The sequence below is a fragment of the Prevotella sp. AM42-24 genome (assembly GCF_003461825.1).
Taxonomy (GTDB): Bacteria; Bacteroidota; Bacteroidia; order Bacteroidales; family Bacteroidaceae; genus Prevotella; species Prevotella hominis.
The window spans coordinates 91,690-116,342 of the sequence record NZ_QTXV01000003.1 but is presented as its reverse complement, the minus strand read 5'-3'; the positions used below and the strand labels follow the sequence as shown (position 1 = coordinate 116,342).

15 protein-coding genes and 1 pseudogene are annotated in these 24,653 nt (G+C 45.3%); 14 read left to right on the top strand and 2 right to left on the bottom strand.

The window, feature by feature from the left end:
* The first annotated feature begins 121 nt into the window (after positions 1 to 121).
* A complete protein-coding gene (locus tag DW917_RS02120; RefSeq protein WP_118116037.1) occupies positions 122 to 1,867 on the top strand; it encodes a membrane dipeptidase in 1,746 nt (581 codons plus the stop codon).
* Between the two features lie 94 nt (positions 1,868 to 1,961).
* Positions 1,962 to 2,993, top strand: coding sequence for a M28 family peptidase (locus tag DW917_RS02115; protein ID WP_118116035.1), 1,032 nt, complete (start codon positions 1,962 to 1,964; stop codon positions 2,991 to 2,993).
* A gap of 179 nt (positions 2,994 to 3,172) precedes the next feature.
* Here DW917_RS02115 and DW917_RS02110 read toward each other — a convergent pair whose 3' ends face one another.
* On the bottom strand, positions 3,173 to 3,778 hold the full coding sequence (locus DW917_RS02110; protein ID WP_370453503.1) for a DUF4294 domain-containing protein: 606 nt from the start codon (positions 3,776 to 3,778) through the stop codon (positions 3,173 to 3,175).
* Positions 3,779 to 4,232: 454 nt separating this feature from the next.
* Between DW917_RS02110 and DW917_RS02105 the strand changes: the two genes are divergently transcribed.
* The 12 genes and pseudogenes from DW917_RS02105 (at position 4,233) to DW917_RS02055 (ending at position 22,860) form a co-directional block, all read left to right on the top strand.
* Entirely contained in the window at positions 4,233 to 7,169 is a 2,937-nt protein-coding gene (locus tag DW917_RS02105; RefSeq protein ID WP_118116031.1) for a TonB-dependent receptor, read from the top strand.
* A gap of 22 nt (positions 7,170 to 7,191) precedes the next feature.
* On the top strand, positions 7,192 to 8,718 hold the full coding sequence (locus DW917_RS02100; RefSeq protein ID WP_118116029.1) for a RagB/SusD family nutrient uptake outer membrane protein: 1,527 nt from the start codon (positions 7,192 to 7,194) through the stop codon (positions 8,716 to 8,718).
* Positions 8,719 to 8,742: 24 nt separating this feature from the next.
* Positions 8,743 to 9,645, top strand: coding sequence for a DUF4984 domain-containing protein (locus DW917_RS02095; protein WP_118116027.1), 903 nt, complete (start codon positions 8,743 to 8,745; stop codon positions 9,643 to 9,645).
* A 59-nt stretch (positions 9,646 to 9,704) separates the two neighbouring features.
* Positions 9,705 to 11,309, top strand: a complete 1,605-nt coding sequence (locus tag DW917_RS02090; protein ID WP_118116025.1) for a DUF5003 domain-containing protein — start codon at positions 9,705 to 9,707, stop codon at positions 11,307 to 11,309.
* The gene (locus DW917_RS02085; RefSeq protein ID WP_118116023.1) at positions 11,309 to 13,993 is read left to right on the top strand and encodes a DUF4458 domain-containing protein; all 2,685 of its coding nucleotides are present in this window, start codon (positions 11,309 to 11,311) and stop codon (positions 13,991 to 13,993) included. Before DW917_RS02090 ends, DW917_RS02085 begins: the two co-directional genes overlap by 1 nt.
* A 21-nt stretch (positions 13,994 to 14,014) precedes the next feature.
* Positions 14,015 to 16,069, top strand: coding sequence for a BACON domain-containing protein (locus DW917_RS02080; RefSeq protein WP_118116021.1), 2,055 nt, complete (start codon positions 14,015 to 14,017; stop codon positions 16,067 to 16,069).
* Positions 16,070 to 16,093: 24 nt separating this feature from the next.
* Positions 16,094 to 16,663, top strand: a pseudogene (locus DW917_RS18120) (subtilase family N-terminal domain-containing protein); the annotation flags it as partial.
* 6 nt (positions 16,664 to 16,669) lie between these two features.
* Positions 16,670 to 18,187: a S8 family serine peptidase gene (locus DW917_RS17655; protein ID WP_370453502.1), complete on the top strand. Its 1,518-nt coding sequence runs from the start codon at positions 16,670 to 16,672 to the stop codon at positions 18,185 to 18,187.
* Between the two features lie 20 nt (positions 18,188 to 18,207).
* The gene (locus tag DW917_RS02070; RefSeq protein WP_118116016.1) at positions 18,208 to 18,945 is read left to right on the top strand and encodes a DUF1573 domain-containing protein; all 738 of its coding nucleotides are present in this window, start codon (positions 18,208 to 18,210) and stop codon (positions 18,943 to 18,945) included.
* 34 nt (positions 18,946 to 18,979) lie between these two features.
* Positions 18,980 to 19,471, top strand: a complete 492-nt coding sequence (locus tag DW917_RS02065) for a lipocalin family protein (protein ID WP_118116014.1) — start codon at positions 18,980 to 18,982, stop codon at positions 19,469 to 19,471.
* A 371-nt stretch (positions 19,472 to 19,842) separates the two neighbouring features.
* The gene (locus DW917_RS02060; protein ID WP_158570055.1) at positions 19,843 to 21,774 is read left to right on the top strand and encodes a helix-hairpin-helix domain-containing protein; all 1,932 of its coding nucleotides are present in this window, start codon (positions 19,843 to 19,845) and stop codon (positions 21,772 to 21,774) included.
* Between the two features lie 156 nt (positions 21,775 to 21,930).
* Complete coding sequence (locus tag DW917_RS02055; RefSeq protein WP_118116010.1) at positions 21,931 to 22,860, top strand: glycosyltransferase family 2 protein; 930 nt, start codon at positions 21,931 to 21,933, stop codon at positions 22,858 to 22,860.
* 77 nt (positions 22,861 to 22,937) lie between these two features.
* Here DW917_RS02055 and DW917_RS02050 read toward each other — a convergent pair whose 3' ends face one another.
* The gene (locus DW917_RS02050) at positions 22,938 to 24,650 is read right to left on the bottom strand and encodes a glycosyltransferase family 39 protein (RefSeq protein ID WP_118116008.1); all 1,713 of its coding nucleotides are present in this window, start codon (positions 24,648 to 24,650) and stop codon (positions 22,938 to 22,940) included.
* Positions 24,651 to 24,653: the final 3 nt, after the last annotated feature.

Here is a 24,653-nt window from a genome sequence, read left to right as displayed (position 1 = left end):
AATGGTAAGGTTGTTTCACATGGGTGTTGCAACTTATGACCGGGGAGAGGCATAGGTTAAGACTTAAGTCGGTCGTGAGTGGTTCCTTTGTGAAACATCCTTTTTTTATGTAAATAAGTAGATGGAAACATTTGATTTGGATTCACACTTGCAAGGTGTATATTCTGTTTTTCCCGAGGCTCCTCATCAGCCGGTAATTGGTATTACTGCCAACTACGAGGGCATAGATGCTACGCTTCGTGACCGATATTATAAACAAGTGATAGCTGCGGGCGGTACTCCTGTTATCATTCCTCCTGTTGCTGATACAGATGTTATCGTCAATACGCTCCAGCATTTGGACGGATTGATTCTTACTGGTGGCGGCGACCACAACCCTCTCTGGATGGGTGAGGAGCCTTCTCCTAAGCTCCATCATATCAATCGGGAGCGTGATCTTGCTGAGTTCCTCCTGGTTCGCCTGGCTTATAATCGGCAGATTCCGATGTTGGGTATCTGTCGTGGCATTCAGACTTTGGCTATAGCTTTAGGGGGAAAGGTGGAGCAGGACATCAGACAGGGAGTGAAGCATTCGCAGGATGCAGAGCGTGAGGAACCTACCCATAGTGTGCAGATAGTGAAGGATTCCACCTTATTTAATATATATAATAGTGAGAAGATTTTTGTCAACTCCTTCCATCATCAGGCTGTGAGTGTGCCGGGAAATAAACTGCGCTGCATCGCCAAATCTACTGATGGCATCATAGAGGCTGTGGAAAGTAGCGAGTACAAGTCTATCCTCGGTGTGCAATGGCATCCGGAATGGTTGGAGAAAGACGGACTGAAGATATTCCAATGGCTTACTGCTCAGGCTGCCGAGTTTTATCAGGCAAAGCAGTTGCATCAGCGCATCCTTATTCTTGATACACATTGCGATACGCCGATGTTCTTCCCGCAGGGTATCTGTTTCGACCATCGCGACTCCCGTATTCTGGTAGATTTGCATAAAATGACCGACGGTCATCAGGATGCAACGACGATGGTGGCTTACCTGCCGCAGCCTAAGTTGGGTGAGACCTTCAGCAGCAAGGTAGATTTTGATGTGGCTGGTCCTACCCAGTATGCCGACCTGATCTTTGACAAGATAGAGGCTATTGTGAGCAAGAACAGCAATTACCTGAGTATCGCCCGTACGCCTGCCGACCTCTATAGCGACAAGCGGAAGGGAAGAAAGAGTATCATGCTCGGTATAGAGAACGGACTGGCGATTGGACACGACCTTGCCAACGTGAAGCATTTTGCCCAGCGTGGCATCGTCTATATTACGCTCTGCCATAATGGGGATAATGATATTTGCGATAGTGCCCGTGGCTGCAATACTCACAATGGTGTGAGCAGTTTTGGCGAGAAGGTCATCCAGGAGATGAACCGCCTGGGCATCATGGTAGATTTGAGTCATGCTGGCGAGAAGAGCTTCTATGATGCTTTGGAAATCAGCAAGACGCCTATCGTCTGCAGTCATAGTAGCAGTAAGGCGCTCTGTGATGTGCCTCGCAATCTGACCGACGACCAGATGCGTGCGCTTGCTGCCAGAGGAGGTGTAGCCCATACCACACTTTATCATGGTTTCCTTCGCAAAGAGGGTGAGGCTGACATCATGGATGCTATTGCCCATCTGGAACATGCTATCGACATCATGGGTATCGATTATGTGGGTCTTGGTACAGATTTTGATGGTGATGGCGGAATCCGCGGATTAGCCGACTCTTCTGAACTCATCAACTTTACCATCCAGTTGCTCCGTCGCAGGTATAGCGAACAGGATATCGCCAAGATATGGGGTGGCAACTGGCTCAGAGTAATGGCGCAGGTACAGGCTGTTAGGTAAGTGAAGAATTCAAATATTACCGGTGAGTTGAAAGGTATTTCTATAGAGAAAAGATAATCATAAAGTTCAAATCTGAAAGTTCAAAATAAACAAGATGACGAAGAAAATGAAAATCATATTGGGTGTTGTGGCTGCTGCGGCTATTGTGGCAGGTGCATATACTTACAAATCTACTCATGGCACAAGTTCGCCTGAGGCACAGGAAGTGGAAGAAGCAGAGAAACTGAATCCAGTAGGTCCAGCTTTCAATGCGGATTCAGCCTTTGCTTATTGTCAGGCTCAATGCGACTTCGGTCCTCGCACGATGAATAGCGAGGCGCACGATCTTTGTGGCGAATGGATTGTAAGGAAGTTCAAGCAGTTCGGATGTGAGGTAGAGGAGCAGAAAGCAGACCTCAAGGGATATGATGGCACGATATTGAAGAATACCAATATCATCGCTCATTACAATCCGAAGGCTACCACCCGTATCCTGCTCTGTGCCCATTGGGACAGTCGTCCTTGGGCAGATAATGATCCCGACAGTACCAACTGGCGCAAGCCTGTGATGGCAGCCAATGATGGTGCAAGTGGTGTGGCAGTCATGCTGGAAATTGCCCGCCAGTTGCAGGCTGACAAAAAGTTGAATCCTGCTATCGGAGTAGATTTTGTATGTTTCGATACAGAGGATTGGGGAACTCCTCAATGGGCTGATGTTCAGGATAGTGGAGATACCTGGGCTTTGGGCGCTCAGTATTGGAGTGAGAATAAGCCAGACGGTTATTCCCCTCGTTATGGAATCCTTCTCGACATGGTAGGTGGACAGGGTGCCAAGTTCTATCGTGAGGGAATGTCTATGCAGTATGCTTCTGCCATTGTCAAGAAGGTTTGGGCAGCAGCCCGTCAGGCAGGTTATGGCAGTTTCTTCCCTAAGAGTGATGGCGGTATGATAACAGATGATCATATCCCGGTAAATGAAAAGGCGAAGATTCCTACGATTGATGTGATAGCCTATTATCCTGACTGCCAGCAGAGCAGTTTTGGTCCTACCTGGCATACGGTAAGTGATGATATGGCTCATTTGGATAAAAATGTTCTGAAGGCTGTGGGTCAGACGATGATTCAGGTGCTTTATACAGAGGAATAGATAGGCACCGCATTTGGGTATAAAAGGAAGTGTTCCTAAGGAAAGTTGTTGCTTTCTTTGGGAACACTTCTTTTTTAGCCCTGTTGAAATCTCCGTTCATAGTCGTTGAATGTCCGTTCAACGTCTTTGAACCGACATTCAACGTCTTTGAACCGCGGTTCAACGTCTTTGAACGGAAATTATATCTGCCCAGACTCAACTTGTCTTACCACTCTCTCTGTTAATCTATCTACTCCGTTCGGATCATACTTCTTGGTAAGGCTCGCACCGAAAGCCCAAGCGAAGGCCTGATAGAAGCCAGCTCTCACTGGACCCAGGAAAGCCTGTATCAGTTGGTAAGAGGAAGAATTGCATTCGCGGTAAACTAACTTGATGCAGAGTTTACCCTGTGCGTATGTCAGTTTTTTCATTCTTGGCGTGTATTCCTCCTTGATACCTTTCTCTACCAGTTTCATATGTGCATCCTTTGCTCTCTTGTTAGGCAGAGTCTCCAGATATTCACCGGTTTCGCTGATAATCTTTCTTACCTCTTTAGCAATAGGCAGCACCTTTTTTACATTATATACCAGTCGGTTGTAAGCCATACGCTGCTTGGCATTCTTGAATACCGGTTCGGGATATACATAGACATTGTTGACCTCCACATATTGTATGCTGTCCTTTCCCTGCAATACTTTGCCGACTTTCACCATCGGCTCGAAGGTAGGGCTGTCCATATCCACATCCCTGTTTTCCGGATGGGTCTCATCATCCTGTGCAGCCATTCTCAGAGTCGTACCTAACATCAGGCATATCAAAAAAAGTATTTTGTATTTCATCTTTCTGTCCTCATTTTAGTCTCTAAATTTTTTCTCATTTTAGTCTCTAAATCAATCAGATGGCAAAGTTACACAAATAATTTGTATGCAGATATTTTTTTCGTCTTTTTTATGAAAAAGTGGATTGAAATACTTCAAAATACGGCTCAGATGCCCTGAAATGCGGGAAATGTTAGCCTTTTTATTGTTAAAATAATAATTTTTAAAGCAATAACTTGTAATAAGTGAGAAATTATTAGTAATTTTGCACCGCTTTTAATCAAATAGCTATACTTATGTTTGTTATTTGTGAAAAATTGTATCAGGTGAGAGAACGGTGGGTTTGTCTGGCGTGCAACATATTTAATATATGCAACCGTTTATTCCAACGAGAAAAAAATAATTATTAATAATTTATAAACAACAATTGAAACAAACAAGAATGAGAAGAATTTCCCTATTGCTTGTCTCTCTGATTGTGTTGACTGTCCAAACAACCTTGGCGCAAACCTTTAGCGTCAAGGGAACGGTTATGTCTGCTGATGACAATGAACCGCTGATTGGTGCAACCATCCTTCAAGAGGGTACAACGAATGGTGTAGTGACCGATGTTGACGGAAACTATACCATCGAGGTGAAGGACGCTTCTAAGGCTACGCTGGTGATTTCATACATCGGTATGGTGACTCAGAAACATCCTGTCAATGCACAGACGAAAACGCTGAACATTACGCTTACTTCTGATTCCAAAGTGATGGATGAAGTCGTGGTTGTGGCGTATGGTGTTCGTAAGAAAGGAACCATTGCGGGTTCCGTGTCTGCTGTGAAAGCTGAAAAAATTGAAAATGTCCCTGCGGCAAGCTTCGACCAGGCTTTGCAAGGACAGAGTACTGGTTTGCAGGTCATCAGCTCTTCTGGTGAACCAAGCAAGGCTGCTACCTTCCAGATCCGTGGTACAAACTCTATCAACTCTGGTAAGTCACCACTTTTTATCCTGGATGGTGTGCCAATTTCCAGTTCTGATTTCAATACTTTGAGTCCTAATGACATCGAAAGTATTTCTGTATTGAAAGATGCTTCTTCTACTTCTATCTATGGTGCCCGTGCTGCTAATGGTGTGGTTGTAATCACATCTAAGCGTGGTCTTTCTATGGATAAGGCAAAGGTTACCCTCCGTGCTCAGTATGGTTTCTCACAGTTGGCGCAGACCAACTGGTCTATGATGAATACCGATGAGCGTATCCAGTTTGAGAAAGAAGTAGGACTGGACGCTGGTAAGGATTACAATCTCCTCTCTAAGGTAAATGTCAACTGGCTTGATGAGGTGTTCAATGATGCGGCTCCTTTGCAGAGCTATGAACTTTCCGTGAATCGTGCTACTGACCGTTTGAACTACTATGTTTCTGGTGGTTTCTATGATCAGGATGGTATTGCGCAGAATTCAACCTTCCGCCGTTACAACATCCGTACCAATGCAGATGTGAAGGCGAGCAACTGGTTGAAGATTGGTACCAACACCATGGCAGCTTACGAGGAGGCCCAGCAGGCAGACGATGGTTCTTATAACACCGTTACCCCAATTTCAGCTTGCCGCTTCATGCTTCCATATTGGAATCCATACGCAAAGGATGGCAGTCTTGCTTCTCTTGCAGCAGGCAACTGGGCTGGTACGAGCGAGAACCCTATCGTATATATGGCAAAGAATCCTATCAAGAACAAGAAGTATAAGATTCTCTCTACTATGTATGCAGAGATTTATCCTATTGAGAATTTGACTATCCGCACTCAGTTTGGTGCAGATTTCTCTCACTCTACCGCATTCATGCAGTCTTTCCCAAGTCTCTCTTCTAATAACGGACAGGGTCTTGCGGCTCGCCAGAGCAGCGATATGCTCAATTTGACTGAGACTACAACAGCCAACTATCGTTTCACCCTGAAAGATATCCATTCTTTCAACGTGATGCTGGGTCAGGAGGCTGTCGATTATCATTCAGAGGGATTCAATGTTTATTCCAGAGGACAGAATAATGACTTGCTGACCAATATTTCGTCTGGTACACGTGCCAGCCGCTGGTCTGACTCTTCTTCAGATTATTCTTACTTGTCATTCTTCATGCGTGGCGAGTACAACTATAAGGAACTTTATTATGCAGACTTCTCTCTCCGTACCGATGCTTCTTCCCGATTTGGTAAGGATCATCGCTGGGGTACTTTCTGGTCTGTAGGTTTCATGTGGAATGTGAAGCAGACAGAATGGCTCAAGAAGTATAACTGGCTGAGCAACGCACAGTTGGCAGTCAGCACAGGTACTTCCGGTAACTCAGAGATTCCTAATTATTATCATCTCGCATTGGTGAGCGGTGACGCCAACTATGACGATACAGCTGGTCTCTATCCTTCACAGAGTGGTAATGAGGAATTGGGTTGGGAGTCCACTTGGGCAAGCAACTTTGCTTTGCGTCTTGGTTTCTTCGACCGTATCAACTTCAGTTTTGAGGCTTATTACAAGCGCACTTCCAACATGTTGATGCGTGTGCCAGAGTCTTACACCGTAACAGGTGAGGGTTATCGCTGGAAGAACGTGGGTGTGATGGCTAACAAGGGTATCGAGTTGAGTGCTGACGGTGATGTAATCCGCACCAAGGACTTTACCTGGAATGTAAGTGCCAACGTATCTTACAATCAGAACCGATTGAAGGAACTCTATAACGGTGTAACCGAGTATGTAAACTCAACCACCGGTTTGAAATATGTAGTAGGTCACTCAGTAAGCGAGTTCTTCCTGAACCGTTATGCAGGTGTGAACCCTGCGAATGGTGAACAGCTCTGGTATGACAAGGATGGTAACGTGACCAACGAGTTCCGTGAGAGCGACAAGGTGATGATGGGCAAGACCTACGATGCGCCTTGGATGGGTGGTTTCGGTACCAGCTTGCGCTGGAAGGGCTTGCAGTTGTCTGCTCAGTTCAGCTGGATCGGTACACGTTATGTTATCAATAACGACCGTTTCTTCGAGGAGAGTGGTGTAACCTTCGGTACAGCTTACAACCAGTCTAACCGCTTGTTGTATGACCGCTGGAAAAATCCAGGTGATATTACCGACATCCCTCGCTGGGGTGAGGTTAACCAGTTGGATGACCGTTACTTAGAGAACGCTTCTTTCTTGCGTATGAAGAACCTCAGTTTGTCATACTCTTTGCCACAGAGTCTGTTGAGCAAGACCAAGTTCTTCTCTTTGGTAAGAGTCTATGCTCAGGCACAGAACCTCTTCACCATCACAGGCTTCAATGGTCTTGACCCAGAGGTTTCATCCAATGTTTATCAGGCGCAGTATCCAGCATCACGCCAGTTTACGCTTGGTGTAGAACTGTCATTCTAAACAAAGAAAGGAGATAATAATAATGAAGATTAAACATATTAAGACATATATACTGTCAGCTGTCCTGACCTTGTCTTTTTCTTCCTGTCTTGACAAGTATCCTGAGGATTCTATCCGCATGGATGAGGCTATCAATACAGTGGATGATGTAGATAAGCTGGTCTATGGAATCTATGACAGTTTTAAGAGCAGCGCATTGTACTCGGGCAAGTTGACACTCTTGCCAGACTTGCAGACAGACTTCGTGTATTGTGTGAAGGGCTACTCCAATACCTATGGCGATATCTATCGCTGGAAGGATATCAAGCCTACCAATACCGACATCGAGTCTGTATATGGTGCCCTTTATGGTGTTATCAATAGTGCCAACTTCCTGCTTGACAATGTAGAGAAAGTGAAGCTCAATACCACCAGTGATACAGAACTGGACAGGTTGGAGCAGTATCAGGGTGAGGCTTACTTCGCTCGTGCCTTGGCTTATTCTGAGTTGATCAAGATGTTCTGCAAGGCTTATGATAATGATGAGCAGGCAGAGAAAGACCTGGGTGTGGTACTCACTGAGCATTATTACGGCAATGAGCCACAGAAGCGTGCCAGCTTGAAGGCTTCATACGAGTTCGTATTAAGAGACCTTGATAAGGCTACAGAGTATCTGAAGTTGGAAGATGACTTTACTGGAAGTCTCTACAACGAGATTTACTTCAATGAATATACTTGCCATGCCTTGCGTGCGCGCGTATCCTTATATATGCATCGCTGGGATGATGCCATCAAGTATGCTTCTAAGGTTATCGGCAGCAAATATTATACATTGGAGAAGGCGTCTTCTAATACTTATTCCAGTCAGGTGAACGACTATAAGTACATCTGGACTTATGGTGATTCCCGTGAGGCTATCTGGAAGGTTGGTTTTACAGTAAACAGTTATGGTGGTGCCTTGGGTACTATCTTTGATAACTACAACTATGTAACTTATCGTCCTGACTATGTGCCAGAGACTTGGGTTATCAATTCATACGACAGCAACGACCTTCGTCCTGCAGCCATCTTCACCACCCGTGTGACAGGTTATGAGCACGGATTGCAGTGGCCTTTGCTGAGCAAGTATTTTGGTGATGCAGAATTCCTGAACAGTGACATCCTGCATGTTCACCAGCCAATGGTATTCCGTCTCTCAGAGCAGTATCTGATCCGTGCAGAGGCTTATGCCATGAAGGGTGAATATGGCAAGGCAGGTAAGGACATCTCTACCTTGCGTACAGCCCGTTACTCATCATACGGTGGTAACACATCCTTGAGCGAGAGCAATGCCATGAAGATTATCGAGGCAGAGCGTGTGAAGGAACTCTATATGGAAGGTTTCCGTCTGAACGACCTCAAGCGCTGGCACAAGGGATTCGAGCGTAAGGCTTCTGATCAGCCTGCTGCCAACTTCGTACAGAGCAGCTTGAAGGTAGAGAAGGATGATCCACTCTTTGTCTGGCCAATTCCACAGCATGAGCTGGAAGCACCAGGTTCAGAGATAGAGCCTAATGAAAGTAATAAATAACGGATTATTAATAAAGAGACGATCATGAAGAAAATAATGATGAGATGTTTGGCAGCAGTAGCTGTACTCATCGCTCTTGCGAGCTGTTCGCAGGATTTTACTACCTATTCTGGTCCGAGTCATATCATGTTCTCTGATACGCTCTATCAGTATCCTGTACAGGAAAACAATGAAATCTTCAATGTTCCTGTATCAGCAACCGAAAAAGCTGACTACGACCGCACCTTCGGTGTGGAAGTTGTTGACAAAGAGAGCAATGCCATTGAGGGTAAGCATTATCGTGTGCTCAACAATACTGTCACTATCAAGGCAGGCGAGATGGTAGGAAATGTGCAGGTTCAGGGTATCTATGATAATATCGGAAAGACGGACTCCTTAGGTTTCACGCTGAAACTGGTGATTCCTGAGAAGTACAACTGGACTGAACTCTACAAAGACTATACTCACGTGGTGATGCAGAAGGCTTGTCCTTTCGATATCCACAATTTCTCTGGTTGGTGTATGGTTACTTCTACTTTCTACAGTCAGTATCTGAACAACGTAACCAACCGTCTGATCAAGACTGAGGTGGTCGAAGGTGAGGAAAATACGGTACTCCTGAAGGATGTATATTATAAGGGATATGACCTGAAGTTGAAGTTTAAGACTGGCAACCTTCTGGAGCCAAAGGTAGAGATGGACGACCAGATAGCCGGTGAGACCGGTGAGGCGTTCGGAACTATCTATGGAGATGGCAAGTTGCGCATCAGCCAGCCTTCTCTCTATACCTCTTATTATAATACCTGCCAGAACTATGTATTGCAGTATGTCAACATGAGTGTCGATAAGAAGGACGGTACATCATTTGGTAATGTAGGAACCTTCATCACCATGTTTGAGTGGATAAGCGATGCAGAGGCAGAGAGACTCAAAGAACAAGGTTATTAAGCCTTTCGGGTGCTTATATAACGCAGATATATTCAAGAAAATAATAACAGAATAACAATATGAAAAAGTTAATTTCAAGATATTGGCTCGTACTTGTGGCGCTGGTTTCAGTGACCTTGTTCACCGCTTGTTCCAGCGACGACGATGCCGTAAATCCTGTATTTCCACAGGTACAGACTATCGCAGGTGCTGCTGGCGATGTGAAAGAGTTTTCTTTCGATGCCAACCAGAACTGGAGTCTTTCTTCTAATCAGATCTGGTGTAAGATCTCTAAGGTAGAGGCTCAGAATGAGAATCAGGAAGAGGCGAAGGCTGCTGTAAAGCCTGGTTTCGTGCTCAATGGTGCTGCTGGTAAGCAGACTATCCAGGTAACTATTACTGACGATGATGCCAGCAAGGATATGAGCGTAGCTCAGTTGAACTTGAAGATGGGCGGTCAGGAAGTGACTATTGCTGAGATTCAGCGTTCTGCTGAGGGCTATGATCTCAAGGTTTATGATGCGTTGGGCCACGATATTACTGAGACCGGTATTATTGTAGGTTACAAGAATGTTGCAGGTCAGCCTATCTACAACAAGTTTACTGTTAAGTCAACCTATCGTTTTGCTGTGACCAACACTCCTGCTTGGGTAGAGTTGGAAGGCGGTTTCCTGGTAGGTACCCCAAATAATGAAGTTGTAGGTGGTGCTGCCTTCAAAGAGGGTCAGGGCTTGAATGCTAAGTATGCCATTGCCAAGGAGGCTAACTACACCATTACTTTTGCTTCTGAGGATGGTAAGGCTGCTGTGACCGTACCTGTTGTCTATAATGGTATGACCACTCATACGATGGATATTACTTATCCTACTTCATCACAGTGGGCTGTATGGAATGTTTCTATGGATGGTAAGGTATTCACACAGAATGGTTCAAGTCTTAATGGTGATGCTACCAATGTTTTCACTTTCCACAACTTCGTTCCATTCCAACTCAACACATTAAATGATGATTACCAGCTGGTAGTCTTCGATAAAAAGGAAGATGGTCTGCGCGAGGAAACATCCGGCGCTGTGAAGTTGCAGGGTGAGAAGGGTGACGTTAAGCTCACTATTGATGCCTTGAGCAGCGGAAGCCGTGAGTTCCTGGTCTATGCATTGCCACAGAGCGTATTCGAGAGTCTAGAGAATGGACTCGACGGAATGCTGGAGGAAGACTTCATGACAGTGAAGAGCGATTACGACCGTTACTTCCTGATGGATGTTGTACAGAAGGAAGAAAAGAAGGGTGATTCTGAGGTTACTGCTCCTATTGTTACCAGCATGGGTATGAATGTAGATTGTGCCTTGACAACCAATGATGACTTTAAGTCATATGCTGAGGGCATCTTCAGTTATACTGGTAAAGAAGTATTTGAATCAACAGTTTATGGTGGTTATGTAGCCATTTATCCTCAGATTGACGGATGGGATCCTACAGCTGGAGCAGACGTAGTCATTTACGACGGTACAGGAAACCCTGTTGATGTTAAAAACTACGAGGTAGGACAGGACGATAAGGGTATCTATGTTGGCTTGAATGCCGATAAGCTCACTTATCCTATCCTTGCTGGTTTCAACGACATGCAGAGAGTATGCCAGCGAGTAGTCATTATCAATAATATGGGATTTAGAAGCAAGAGAAAGTAATGAACAGAATGAAAATATTTTCAAAGGCACTCTTGTTGCTCTTGGTCTCTCTCCTGACCTTTGCAGCAACAAGTTGCTCTGATGATGAAACCGAGGGCTGGGACGGTACATACGGATATGTGCAGTTCAAACTCAGCAAGAAGGTTTCTACAAGAGCTACCCGTGCTGCTGCCCTTGACAAACTTGAGAAATTGGATGATGCCAAGAAAATCAAGGTGGTCATGGAGCACAATGGTACGACTGTATCTCAGACTTTGGTGCTCAATTCTTATAATTCAGAGAATGCAGAGTATGGTCTGAGAAGTGAAAAACTGCAACTTGCCTCTGGTACCTACACCGTCATCGGTTTCTATCTCTATGATGCTGTAGATGAGGAGTTGTTGGCTTCTTCTGCCGGCGAGACCTTCACCGTTGTTGGTGGCGGTCTGGAAGTACAGAACCTCATGGTGGAGACTGTGGAGCGCGGTAAGGTGAAGTTCAATCTTGTCAAGGAATGGGAGAAGACCCGTGCCGGTAATACCGAGTATCTCTTCTCTAATATCCGATTGATTGATATCAGCGTAACCAACCTCTTTACCCGTGAGACTTTCACTTTCCCTGGCGTTAAGGTGAAATACAAGGAGGCAAGTGAGGAGCATCAGAATCCTGATGATGAAAACGATAAGTATATGGAGGTGGGTACTGCCTACTGTGATTCTACTGTATGGCTTCCTGCTGGTACTTACCAGGTTACTTCTTATACTACTTACGGTCAGACTGGTGCGGTGAAGACCAAGTACGAAACCCAGCCTGTAAAGGGTGAGGCGTTTATCGTAGAGGATAATCAACTGAATGATAAGGCTCAGGTGCCTATCCTGCTCTCTAAGACCAAGGAATACATCAAGGATTATGAGGCTCTGAAGGCTATCTGGGAATCTCTCCAGGGTAAGGAGTGGAGCTTCTATGGCGATGCTACTTTCAAGGGTGCTAACTGGAACTTCAATAAGGAACTCGATATGTGGGGCGACCAACCTGGTGTCACACTCAACAGTAATGGTCGTGTCATCGGTCTCGTCATCGCTGGTTTCGGTGCCAAGGGTATCGTGCCAGATGCTATCGGACAGCTCACAGAACTTCAGGTACTCAACCTTGGTTCTCATGATGAGAAGATTGGTGCCAACATCTTCAATAATTACGATGCCAACAGTCTGAATGCAGCCAAGAAGAGCACTATGCGTCATGACTATGAGACCAAGTTCTTGAAGTATGACCCACGTGCCAATATGTCGGATATGATTGTAGAAAGCTACAACTCAGACCCTAAGGTAGCTCCTAAGAACAGAATCAAGAAGGATGGCCGTATCAACCTGAAGGATGCTCAGATCGGTACATTGACCAACAAGATTACAGGTGTATCTAAGGCCATCTATCGCCTGACTAAGTTGCAGCAGTTCTATATCGGTAACTCTTCTATCACATCCGACGAGGTTTGTGCGAAGTTCTACAATGCAGACGATGCCGTTTATGGTAAATTTGCTCAGGAGTTCAAGGAAGAGGATTGGGACAACATGACCAACCTTACCGATATCGAGCTTTACAACTGTCCAAAGATCAGTCGAATTCCAGACTTCTACTATAATCTCCCTAATTTGCAGGCGATGAACTTGGCTCGATGCAAGGGCATCTCTGCTAATCAGTTGAGAAATGATTGGACTCGCTTAGCTGAGGAGAAGACAGGTAAGACTCTCCAGATTCTCTATATGAGTTACAATAACCTGGAGGAGTTCCCTGAGTATTCTGCATTGAGAAAGATGGTAAATCTCGGTTTGCTCGACCTGGCTTACAATAATATCAAGAAGGTACATCCGTTTGGTTCTGAGGTAGCTCTCTCTTCTCTCTATCTGAACAACAACCAGATTGAAGAGATTCCTGCTAATCTCTGTGCCTTTACAGATGATGTGGAAAGTCTGACTTTCGCTCATAACAAGTTGAAGAAGATTCCTAATATCTTCGATGCAAGTTCGGTTCGTGAGATGGGTTCTGTGGATTTCTCTTACAATGAGATTACTGGTGTAGATACAAGTCATGGTACCTATAAGGGTATTAATGCAGCTTCAGTCAGTCTGTCAAACAATAAGATAAAGAAGTTCCCTTCTGAGTTGTTTACAGCAGGTTCTCCAATCACAACCATTGATTTGAGCGGTAACGAGTTGCGTACGATTCCTAAGGGTTCTATCAGCGGTAAGAAGGCTTATCTCCTTCAGGTGATTGACCTTCGATTCAACAAACTGACTTCACTCTCAGATGATTTCCGTGCAACTACATTGCCATATATTACCAATATGGACTTGAGTTACAACTGCTTCACAACGGTGCCAACCCAACCATTGAACAGTGCCGTACTCCGTGCATTTGCCATCAATCATCAGCGTGATGAGCAGACCAAACAGCGTTGTCTGCGTACCTGGCCAACAGGTATCACCACCTGTCCAAGTCTGATTCAGTTCCAGATAGGTTCTAATGATATCCGCAAGGTAGATGAAACATTGACTTCTCACCTTTATATTCTGAACATCGCTGACAACCCTAACATCTCTATCGATGTAACCAGCGTCTGCGCATATATCAAGGCAGGTATGTATAAGCTGTTCTACGACAAGAATCAGGACATCCGCGGTTGCGATGCTTTGGATCTCGAAAATTAAACGAAAAGAAAGTAAGATAATATGAAATATATTAATAAACTTACATGGCTCCTCGTTCTGGGTGCTGGTCTGATGACCGCATCCTGCAGCGATAGCGATGATGTAGATATCCCAGGCGGACTCTCCATCGACAAGGAGCAGATAGAAATAGGAACTCAGGGCGGTAGCGAACAGCTTGCCATTGCTGCCTCACAGAATTGGGTGGCTAACGTGGATGAGCCTTGGCTGATGCTCACTCCTGCCAATGGCGTGGGTTCTACTACTGCAACTGTGGTAGCAGATTCTACTCTGATGAACGGACGCCGTACTACCGATATCGCCTTTATCGGCGATAACGGTCAGCGCCGCACCGTTTCCGTGGTACAGTTTGGTTATGGTAAGCAGATTGACATCAAGGAACCAACTGTAGAAATCGAAAATTCAGAATCATACGATAAGCGTGCTTTCGAGAGTTTGATTTCTGCTAATGTGGAATGCAAAATCGGTAAGATAGAGTATTCTTTCGAGGGTGATATGACTGATGCCGAGAAGGCAGAGAATGAGAAAGAACGTGAAGGCTGGCTCCTGAATAGCAAGGATGAGGATAAACTGACTGGTACCAATATAGGAATCGTCCTTGATAGAAAGGCTCGTCCTCGTAGCGTCAAATTCAAGTTCCGCTGGGCGATGAATGTTGTTCCTGCTGTTCGTGTAGCAAAGGTTCACTTAGTACCGGTAAAAGCTGAAGACAAACTGGTGGATGCAGATGGTAATCCTACCGATGATGTCATCCTGACAGTTCGACAGAAGGCAGCCTTGAAAATTGAGGATAATCGTGCTGGAGACTCTTTGTCTATCATCATGATCAATCAGAAATTAGGTTGTATGGCTACCTTCGATACCAGCGACAATATGCGTAACTGGTCGAACGTGACACTTTGGGAGGCTACTGATGCCTTCGTAAAGAGCCATCCTGAGGCTTTGGGCCGTGTGCGCTCTGTGAAGTTCAGCATGTTCAACCTGAAGAGTGGAGAGTCTCTTCCTAAGGAAGTTGGCAATCTGAAATACCTGGAGTCTTTCTCTCTGGCTGCCAATGAGAACAACCAGATTCGTGAGGTAGAGGTTGGTGAGGATATCTGTGAATTGAAGTATCTGAAGAACCTGACTATCCAGGCGTATGGTATGACCCACTTGCCAGCTAACTTCATCAAGTTGGGTAAGTCCTTGGAGTCACTCAATCTGGTAAGTAACAACTTCAATAAGTTGTCTGACATTACGAATGTAGTGAATGAGAAGAACTTCCCTAAGTTGCGTAATCTCATCCTCTATGCTCAGCGTCGTACAGATGTAGCTATCGATCTTTCAAAATTGGAAAAGAACAGTAATAGTGATTACATCTATAATACTTACCCTATCGGTATGTATGGAAAGGTTAGCAAAGGTACCAGCGATCGTCAGGCTCTTCTGAAACTCCTTACATGGGACAAACTGAATTCCCTGGAGTTGTCATACTGCTTCCTGGAGGGTGAACTTCCAACAGATGAAGAGATGACTGAAGCTTTGGAGGCTGCTGGCAAGGCTACCCGCTACAGCCGGGCAGACTTCTCAACCAATAAGGCTGATTATCTCGACAAACTGGTAGGTGATACCTGTAAATGGTTGCTCTCTGGCTGGGATAATCCAGTAACCTGCAAGCACAAGGATGGTTCTGTAGTTTATGAGGATGTTTATCCTCTTCAGGTGCCACGTGTATTGCCTAACTGCCGTCAGTTGTCACTCAACCTCAACTTCCTGACTGGTGCGGTGCCAAAGTGGATTCTTTATCATCCACATCTGGTAGAATGGACTCCTTCTATCATGGTATTCAACCAGCAGTCTAAAGGAAAGAACAGCGATGGCGCTGCCGTTGGTTTCTCTAATATGACAGAGGATAGCTTCAGTTTCGATTACTTCTACGGAACCAGCGACCCTGGTAATAAATGGGAGGTTCCAGGGGTAGCTTATCCGCTCTATTATCGTACTTATGTGGCTGCAGGTGATGTTGATGAGGCTTCCGTGCTTGCCAAGTACAAGAGAAACGTAACTTTGAAAAGATAATTTCTAACAATATAGAAGCAAACAATGAAGAAAAAGTTTTTCTATATAGCAATGGTCGCTTTGGCTTTGACAGGTTGTGCAGACAACCTGTCGGGCATCGACTCTTCTGATGGTAAGACCAACGAGGTTGTCATTCCTGCAGATGCTGAGAATGGTGAATTGTTGATTAAGTTCAGTCCTGAGATGAGCGATATTCTCGACCAAGCACAAAGCACAATGACGCGTGCTGGTGTAGCAGGTACCCGTTCGGGTATTCCTTCTACAGATGAGGTGCTCGATATTCTGGGCAGCTACAGCTTCAAGCGTGTGTTCCCTGTGGATGAAAAGACAGAGGCTCGTACTCGCGAGGCTGGTCTTCACTTGTGGTACACCGTGAAGTTTGACAAGAATACTGATTTGAAGGTTGCTGCAGAGCGATTGAAGCAGCTTGGTGAGATTTCCAAGGTGCAGACCAATGGCCGTATCAAGCGTGCCTACAAGACTGACAGCAAGCGTATCTATCTGAATGAGAATGCACTCAAGGCTAAGGCTGCTACCCGTGCTGTAGCCGATGGTACACCCAATGACCCTGGTTACGCTTTCCAGTGGCACTATAACAACCTGGGTGAAGGTAATTATGCTTTCGAAAACCTGAATGATAATCATGCTGGTGCCAAAGCTGGCTGTGATGTCAATGCTGCAGAGGCTTGGAAAACCTGTACAGGTGATCCTTCCATTATCGTAGCTGTGCTTGATGAAGGCGTGATGTACACTCACCCTGATCTGGCTGCCAATATGTGGTGTAACCCTGGTGAGACTACTCAGGGAGCCAAGACTGATGGCGATGGTAATGGTTATGAGGGCGACCTTCACGGCTACAACTTCGTAACCGAGAGTGGCGATATTACCTGGACTGATGCCAACGATTCAGGTCATGGAACTCACGTAGCAGGTACAATTGCCGCAGTCAATGGTAACGGCATTGGTGTTTGTGGTGTAGCTGGTGGTGATGGTACTCCTAATTCTGGTGTGAAGATTATGTCATGCCAGGTGTTCTCTGGTCAGAATAGTGTAACTTTAGCAGGAGAGGCAAGAGCTATCAAATATGCAGCCGACAATGGTGCGGTGATTCTCCAGTGCAGTTGGGGTTACAACTCTTCTGAGTCAAGTATCATCAATGGTTATACTCCTGGTCCTGCTACCGAAAAGGAGTGGGCTGAGACTTATCCTTTGGAGAAGGAGGCTTTGGATTATTTCATCCATAATGCCGGTTCTCCTAATGGTGTCATCGATGGTGGTATTCCTGTTTTTGCTGCTGGTAATGAGTATGCAGGCAATCCTGCGTTCCCTGGTGCTTATTCCAAGTGTGTATGTGTAGCTTCTGTTGCTGCCGACTATACGCCAGCTTGCTATACCGACTATGGTACGCTCGTTACCTTGAGTGCTCCTGGTGGTGACTTGGAATATTACGGCAAGATAGGTGAGGAAGAGGATGAGTATTGGGCAGAGACTGCTGAACAGAAGGGTGCTGTGCTCTCTACTTTGATTCAGAATGGTAAACCTGCATATGGTTATATGGAGGGAACTTCCATGGCTTGTCCTCATGTTTCTGGTGTGGCTGCTCTCGGTTTGGCATACGCAGTCAAGCAGCATCGTCATTATCGTGCTGCTGATTTCGTGAGTCTGATGAAGAAGGCTGTCAAGGACTTGGATGGCTATTATGGTAATGGTGCTACCAAGATTTATTATATGAACCATACTACAGTGGGTGCTTCTCCTGAAATCGTCAACCTGTCTAAGTATATCGGTAAGATGGGCGCTGGTCTGATTGACGCAGCTCAGCTCTTGAATCTTGTCAAGAACAAGGATTTTAGTTCTGATATGAAGTTGCCTAATATCTATGTAGCACTCGACAAGGTTTCTACCTTGAATCTGCCAAGTTACTTTGAAGGCGTAGAGAGTGGATACACCTGTGCTGTTGGTGATGCCAATGTGGCTTCTGCTACGATAGAAGGTACTACTCTCACCGTAAAGGGACTTGCTGTAGGAAGTACTACTCTGACAGTATCAGTTGGCGGCAAGCAGCAGACTGTGAGCATTATAGTTCGTAAGAATGCCAGCAACAATGGTTGGATGTAATCTAAAAGATAATTACTGAGATGGGAAAGAGATTCACGATGATCTTCATCGCTCTCAGCCTGATGAGCATGAGTCAGGCTTGGGCGCAAATGCTCAAGTTTGACCAGCAGCTCATCGATGCCGGTACGATGACCGAGGATGACGCGCCACGAACCTATTCGTTCGTCGGTAGAAACGTGGGTGGGAAGATGCTGGAAATATCCCGTATTCAGACCACCTGCGGTTGCACCAAGTCGAGTGTCAGTCAGATGAGACTACAGCCAGGTGATAGCTGTAAGATAGAATTGACGTTTACTCCCCATGGTTATCCTGGCACTATAGACACCCGCGCTTTTGTCTATCTGAAGGATTCGGACAGAGAACCGGTCACAAAGATTGGACTGAGGGGCATGGTTCTTCCAAGTGCGGATGTCTGGTATCGTTTCAAGTATAAGATGGGCGATCTGAGACTGAAGCAGGCTAAGGTAACATTCAATGAGGTGACGGCTGGTATGAAGGCTGAGGCTCGCATTCTCTGTGGCAATAGCGGGAAGAAACCGCTGAAGATCAGCAGTCTGGTGCTTCCACAGTATGCACAAGTGAAAACAGAGCCGGAAATCATCCCTGCTGGTGATGAGGCAGACTTGGTGATTACGCTGGATGTGGATAAAATCCCGCCGATGATGAAGCCGAATTTCACTTTCCCGATTATTCTGGAGGGTGTGGACGCCAAGCCGAGTGACCGTACGATTATGGTCGTAGTGAATCGCAATCAGTAATGATAAATCATAAGAAAAGAAAGAATTAAAGAATATGAAACATTTAATCAAACTCTTCACCCTGTTGGTGGTTATGCTCCTTTCTGTGGGTTTCGTATCTTGCAGCAGCGATGATGATGAACCTGCAGAGCAGCCGATAGCTGTGACTCCTGCTAATCTTGATGGAGTATGGAAAATGACTGCCTGGAACAATGGTCAGCCAATGCCTGAGGGCACATATTGCTATGTGGTTTTCCATCGCCGTGATAATACTATGGAGATGTACGACAACATGAACAGTATGTATGCAGTTCATACTACCGGTTCCTTCTTTGTGAAGCAGGATCCATATTTGGGTTATATTGTTGGCGGTACCTACGATAATGGTGTTGGTGATTGGAACCAGCAGTATATCGTGAGCAATCTTTATAAGAGCGGTTCTATGATCTGGACTGCCAAGGATGATGCTAACGATGTTTGCCGCTATGAGCGCTGCAGCGAAGTGCCAGCTGAGATTATCAAAGAGGCAAGTGATTTGAAAGACTAATATAACCAGGCTCTTTAGTTTTTTGAAGACTGATCTTATTTTTTTGAAAAACTATCATAGAGTTTTATATTAGCTCAGCATACCAATAAAAGAGACGTATGGGTGATTTCTTTCACTCGTACGTCTCTTTGTTTTTCCATTTCTCATTTCTCCTTTCCCATTTCTGTTTGTTTTATCTTTTTTGTTTTGCGGTTATGATAGTTTTGTTTAAAAAACTTTTGGTGTTTTGCGATAAATATTGTATTTTTGCGGCAGGATAAGGGTGATGCTTTTATTGCAACATCTTCTATCCTAATCGATATAGTACAAATTATAGGCGAAAACGAATGAGAAATGCAATCTATTATAGGAATACATTATATTATAGGTGTATGTTAGTGGTACTGTTTCTGGTGAATAGTATCCAGGTAAGTGATGCCCAATCTTGGCAGGAATACCTCGAACAACTCAGTGAACAGGAGGAATATGAGGATATGAATTGGGAAAGCTATGAAGATATTTTGGAGGGATATGCTGAAAATCCGATCAATCTCAATACCGCTACCAAGGAAGAGCTGGAACAATTTCCCTTCCTCTCTGCCCAACAGATAGAGGATATCCAGGCCTACATCTATCAATATGGTGAGATGAAAAGTCTGGGTGAACTGGCGATGATAGAAAGTATCAGTTGGTATGAGCGGCAGTTGCTTTGTTGTTTTGTCTATGCCGGGGAAGTGAAGAGGCGTTCTTTCCCTTCTTTTTCCCAAATAGCAAAATATGGAAAGCATGAAATGGTGGCTGCCGTAAAGGTTCCTCTTTATGAGCGAAAGGGAGACAAGGATGGGTATTGGGGTTATCCTTATAAGCATTGGTTGCGTTATCAGTTTCATTATAGTGACTATGTAAAGATGGGATTTGTGGCTTCGCAGGATGCGGGAGAGCCGTTTTTTGGTGGTAAGAACAACTTGGGTTATGATTTTTATTCCTATTATCTGCAGATACGGAAATGGGGCAAGTTGAAAAATCTGACTTTGGGTAAGTATCGCCTTCGGGAGGGTATGGGACTGATATTAAATAATGATTTCGGTTTCGGAAAACTCTCCATGCTCTCGTCATTGGGACGCATGGGAACTTCCATTCGCACACATTCTTCAAGATATGCTGCTAATTATCTGCAAGGAGTTGCAGCCACGCTGAATGTTTGCAAGGGATTGGATGTAAGTGCCTTTCTATCTTACCGCAAAATAGATGCTACGGTAAAGAAAGATTCTATTTCAACGATTGTAACTACAGGAATGCATCGCACGGAGAAGGAAATCGAGAAGCAAGGCATCGCTTCCGCTTTTCTGTTGGGCGGTAATCTGCATTATACTAAGAATGGCTTTCATATCGGTGCTACGGGCATCTGTTATTCTTATACCTTGCCGCTTCATCCCAATAAATCCCAACTCTATAAGCGCTTTGCTCCCGAAGGCAAGAACTTTTGGAATGCAAGTATCGACTATGGTTATATTTCTCATCGGCTCACGCTGCAGGGAGAGGTGGCGACGGGAGATTGTGGAGTAGTGGCTACGGTCAATACGGCGAGTTATCTGCTTTCAGAACAGTTTTCGGTCTTGGCTCTTTATCGTTTTTATCCTTATCGTTATTATGCAATATACAGTAATAGCTATAGCGCTGGCAGCAGCGTGCAGGATGAAAGTGGCTGCTATGTGGGACTGCGATGGTCGCCTTCTTCTAAATGGGTATGTGATATTTATGGGGATGTGGCTTATTTTGCCTGGCCGAAATATCGAATGAAGGCGAGTTCTTATGCGATGGATTATTTGGCGAGCGTCATCTTCCAGCCTTCCCGCTCTCTCCGTCTTGGCGCCCGTTATCAGTTTAAGCAGAAATATGATGTTACTACGCAGCGAGCCCGCCTGTATTGTGGAATCGAAAAAGGAGCATGGAGCAGTAAAACTCAGGTGGATGCCACCTTCCTGTCGCAAAACTACGGAATGATGGTCAATGAATCTATGGAATATCGCTTTCGGTGGTTGAGGTTGAATGCTTTCTTGGGCTATTTCCGTACCAAGGATTATGAGAGTCGTGTCTATGCTTTTGAACCGGGATTGCTTTATACGATGAGTTTCGGTAGTTATTTTGGTGAAGGTATCCGATGTGGACTGCGGGCGAAGGCTGAAATCGGAAAGCATTGGGTGCTGGTTTGCAAGGGAGCCATGACGAAATATTTCGACCGCAATCATATTTCGTCAGGATTACAACAAATCAATGGCTCTGCTCAGACTGATTTGGAAATTCAGGTGAAATGGAAGTTCTGATGAATTACTGGTGAATGATTGTGTTGCGAAAAGCAGTTCTGAAAATCCAATAAATACTCTGTTGGGGAAATAATATCAGGTGGATTTCATAAAAGATGAGGTTTGGGCTTGGTTGTTTAAGATTTTTCTTGTATTTTTGCAGAAAAATAGATTGATATGAAAATAAACATCGTAATACCTTGCTATAATGAGCAGGAGGTTTTGCCTAAGACCCTGGAAGTTTTGGGGAATTTGGTGGCGAAAATCAAGGCAGAGACGGGTGCTGAAACCAATTTGCTATTGGTGGATGACGGCAGTCGCGATACTACCTGGCAACTCATCCGGGAAGGGGCAGAAAAACATTCGTACGTGAGAGGAATCAAACTTTCTCATAACCGAGGGCACCAGAATGCACTCTGGGCAGGTATGGAGGCTTCCATCGACCATTGTGATGCGATGGTGAGCATCGATGCGGATCTGCAGGATGATGAGAATGTAATCATCGATATGGTGCGCCAGGTGCAGGAAGGCAAGGATATCATCTATGGTGTGCGCAAGGAGCGTAAGACAGATACTTTCTTTAAGCGCTTTACCGCCCAGGCTTTTTATAAACTGATGCAGAGTGTGGATAAGGAGACGGTTTACAATCATGCCGACTTCCGTATGATGACGAATCGCACGCTGAAGGCGCTGATGCAGTATCCAGAGCGCAATCTTTTCTTGCGTGCCATTGTTCGCCAACTCGGTTTCCAGGAGGGCTTTGTTTATTACGACCGCAAGGCGCGTGAGGCAGGCGAGAGTAAATATCCGCTTACCAAGATGCTGAGTTTCAGTATCGATGGCATCACTTCATTCTCTGTAGCTCCTTTGCGTTTCATCACCTTTGTAGGATTGCTGATGACATTGGTGTCTTTTATCATGATTATCTTTGCGCTGATAGAACATTTCCAGGGCAAGACGATACAGGGTTGGACTTCCTTGCTTGTTTCCCTCTGGTTCATCGGTGGCATTATCACTACTGGCGTGGGTGTTACAGGTGTCTATATCGGAAAAATCTATACCGAGGTAAAACGCAGACCGAGATATTTTATCGAGGAAAGAGTATAATTCATATTGAAATCATAAAAAATAAGAAGGGGTGTGTCGTGGATTTATGACACACCCCCTCTTTTGAAATATTTTTTTTAGTTGCAAGCCAAATTAGCGCTTGTTTTCACGAAACGGTAGAAACCTACGGGGCAGCGGGTTTCTGCAGTTCTCGGAATCTCCCATACCTTTTCGAAAGTATAATTCCTGCCATATTTCTCCGTGAAAATCTGGATATCATCATTTGATACCATCACGATGCCGTCTTGTGGAAGTGTCTTGTCGAACTGCTGGATCTTGTCGCCTAAATAGAAGTTGAGGCTGAAGAAGTGGAGCATATCGATTGACATGTAGGAATAGAGCTTGGATGTATCAAACTTCTTTTCTATTACTGGTGCCCAGCGCTTGTCGGCCTTGGTGTTGAGTACAGTTGGCTGAAGCGTAGAGTCCAGTATCAGGAAGAGGCTGATGATGGTAATCAACGTATGACCTACGATGCTGCCTGTATGATTCCTGCGGAGTGATTGGAACGTAGCATAGATGCCATAAATGCACAATATGAAGAACAGATATCCTATGCCTTCTGCGATACTCTGAGGTCCTTTTTCCAAAGCATGGAGCATGGCTGCGTTTTCTGCTGCATGTCTGCCGTGGAAGATAGTGTCAGGTATCAATCCGCATGAAACTGCGATTCTTGCTACGATAAGCAGGATGGCGAGCGATGCTATTACCCCTGCATATACCTTGAATGCTCCCATTTTTTCCTTCATCATCCAAACGATGTATTCGGCGATGAGATAAGCCATGAACGGATAGCAAGGCAGCAGGTAAACGCTTCGCTTGCTCTTCGGGATGCAGTAGAAGAAGAGTACCAGGAGGAAAGCAAGCCAGGTGAATACCTGGAGCGGGGTAGCCTTTTTCGCATTCTCTACAAACTTACTCTTGGAGAATTTCTTCCAGGGCAGGATAAAGAGAGAGAACAATAATAATAAGGTATAAGGCAGCCAACCGGTGATGAGTGTAAGCAGATTGTACCAGGCAGGGTTTTCATGCGACTCGTAGGCCATCTTTCCCATAAAGCGGTCAATATTCTCTTCCTTTACCAGTTCCAGGAACTCGTTGCCACCCTGGAGATAGGCGGCATAGTACCAGTAGAATGGGATGATGAGAGAGAGTACGGCAGTTGCTGCCATTCGCCAGACGATGCCCCAGAAATTTTCTCTCTGTGTGAGCATGAAGACACCCATCACAAAACAAGGCAGGATGATGCCTACTGGTCCCTTGGTCAGCGTGGCGCCACTCATGCAGAGGATGGCAAGCCAGGGCAGTTGATGTTTTCCCTTTTCCCACCAACGGTAGAGCAGATACATGGCTCCCACCATGAAGGCGGTGTTCACCATATCCACACGGCAGTTGATTCCTGCACGATGCACTTCGAAAGCTGTCAGCGTGAGGATGGCTGTGATGAGGCTCGTCTGGGTATCCTTGCGCTTGGCAAAGAATATAAAGCCGCCGATGGTCATCAATATCAGCGATACGGCAGACGGCAGACGGGATGTGAATTCGTTTACGTGTCCAGCAAAGAGCGAGAAGAAGGCGATGCACCAGTGGAAGAATGGTGGTTTGTAAGGAATATCGCCTCCATTATTGATAGGCAATATCCAGTTGCCATGCTCCAGCATGGTGTAGGCAACTACAGCCTCGCGCGGCTCTCCCTTGGTATTGAAATCGGTGAGCCCGAGGAAAGGAACCAGCATCACGATAGCAAGGATGGTGACAATCCACAGGGCTTTGTTGTACTTGATGTTCATGTC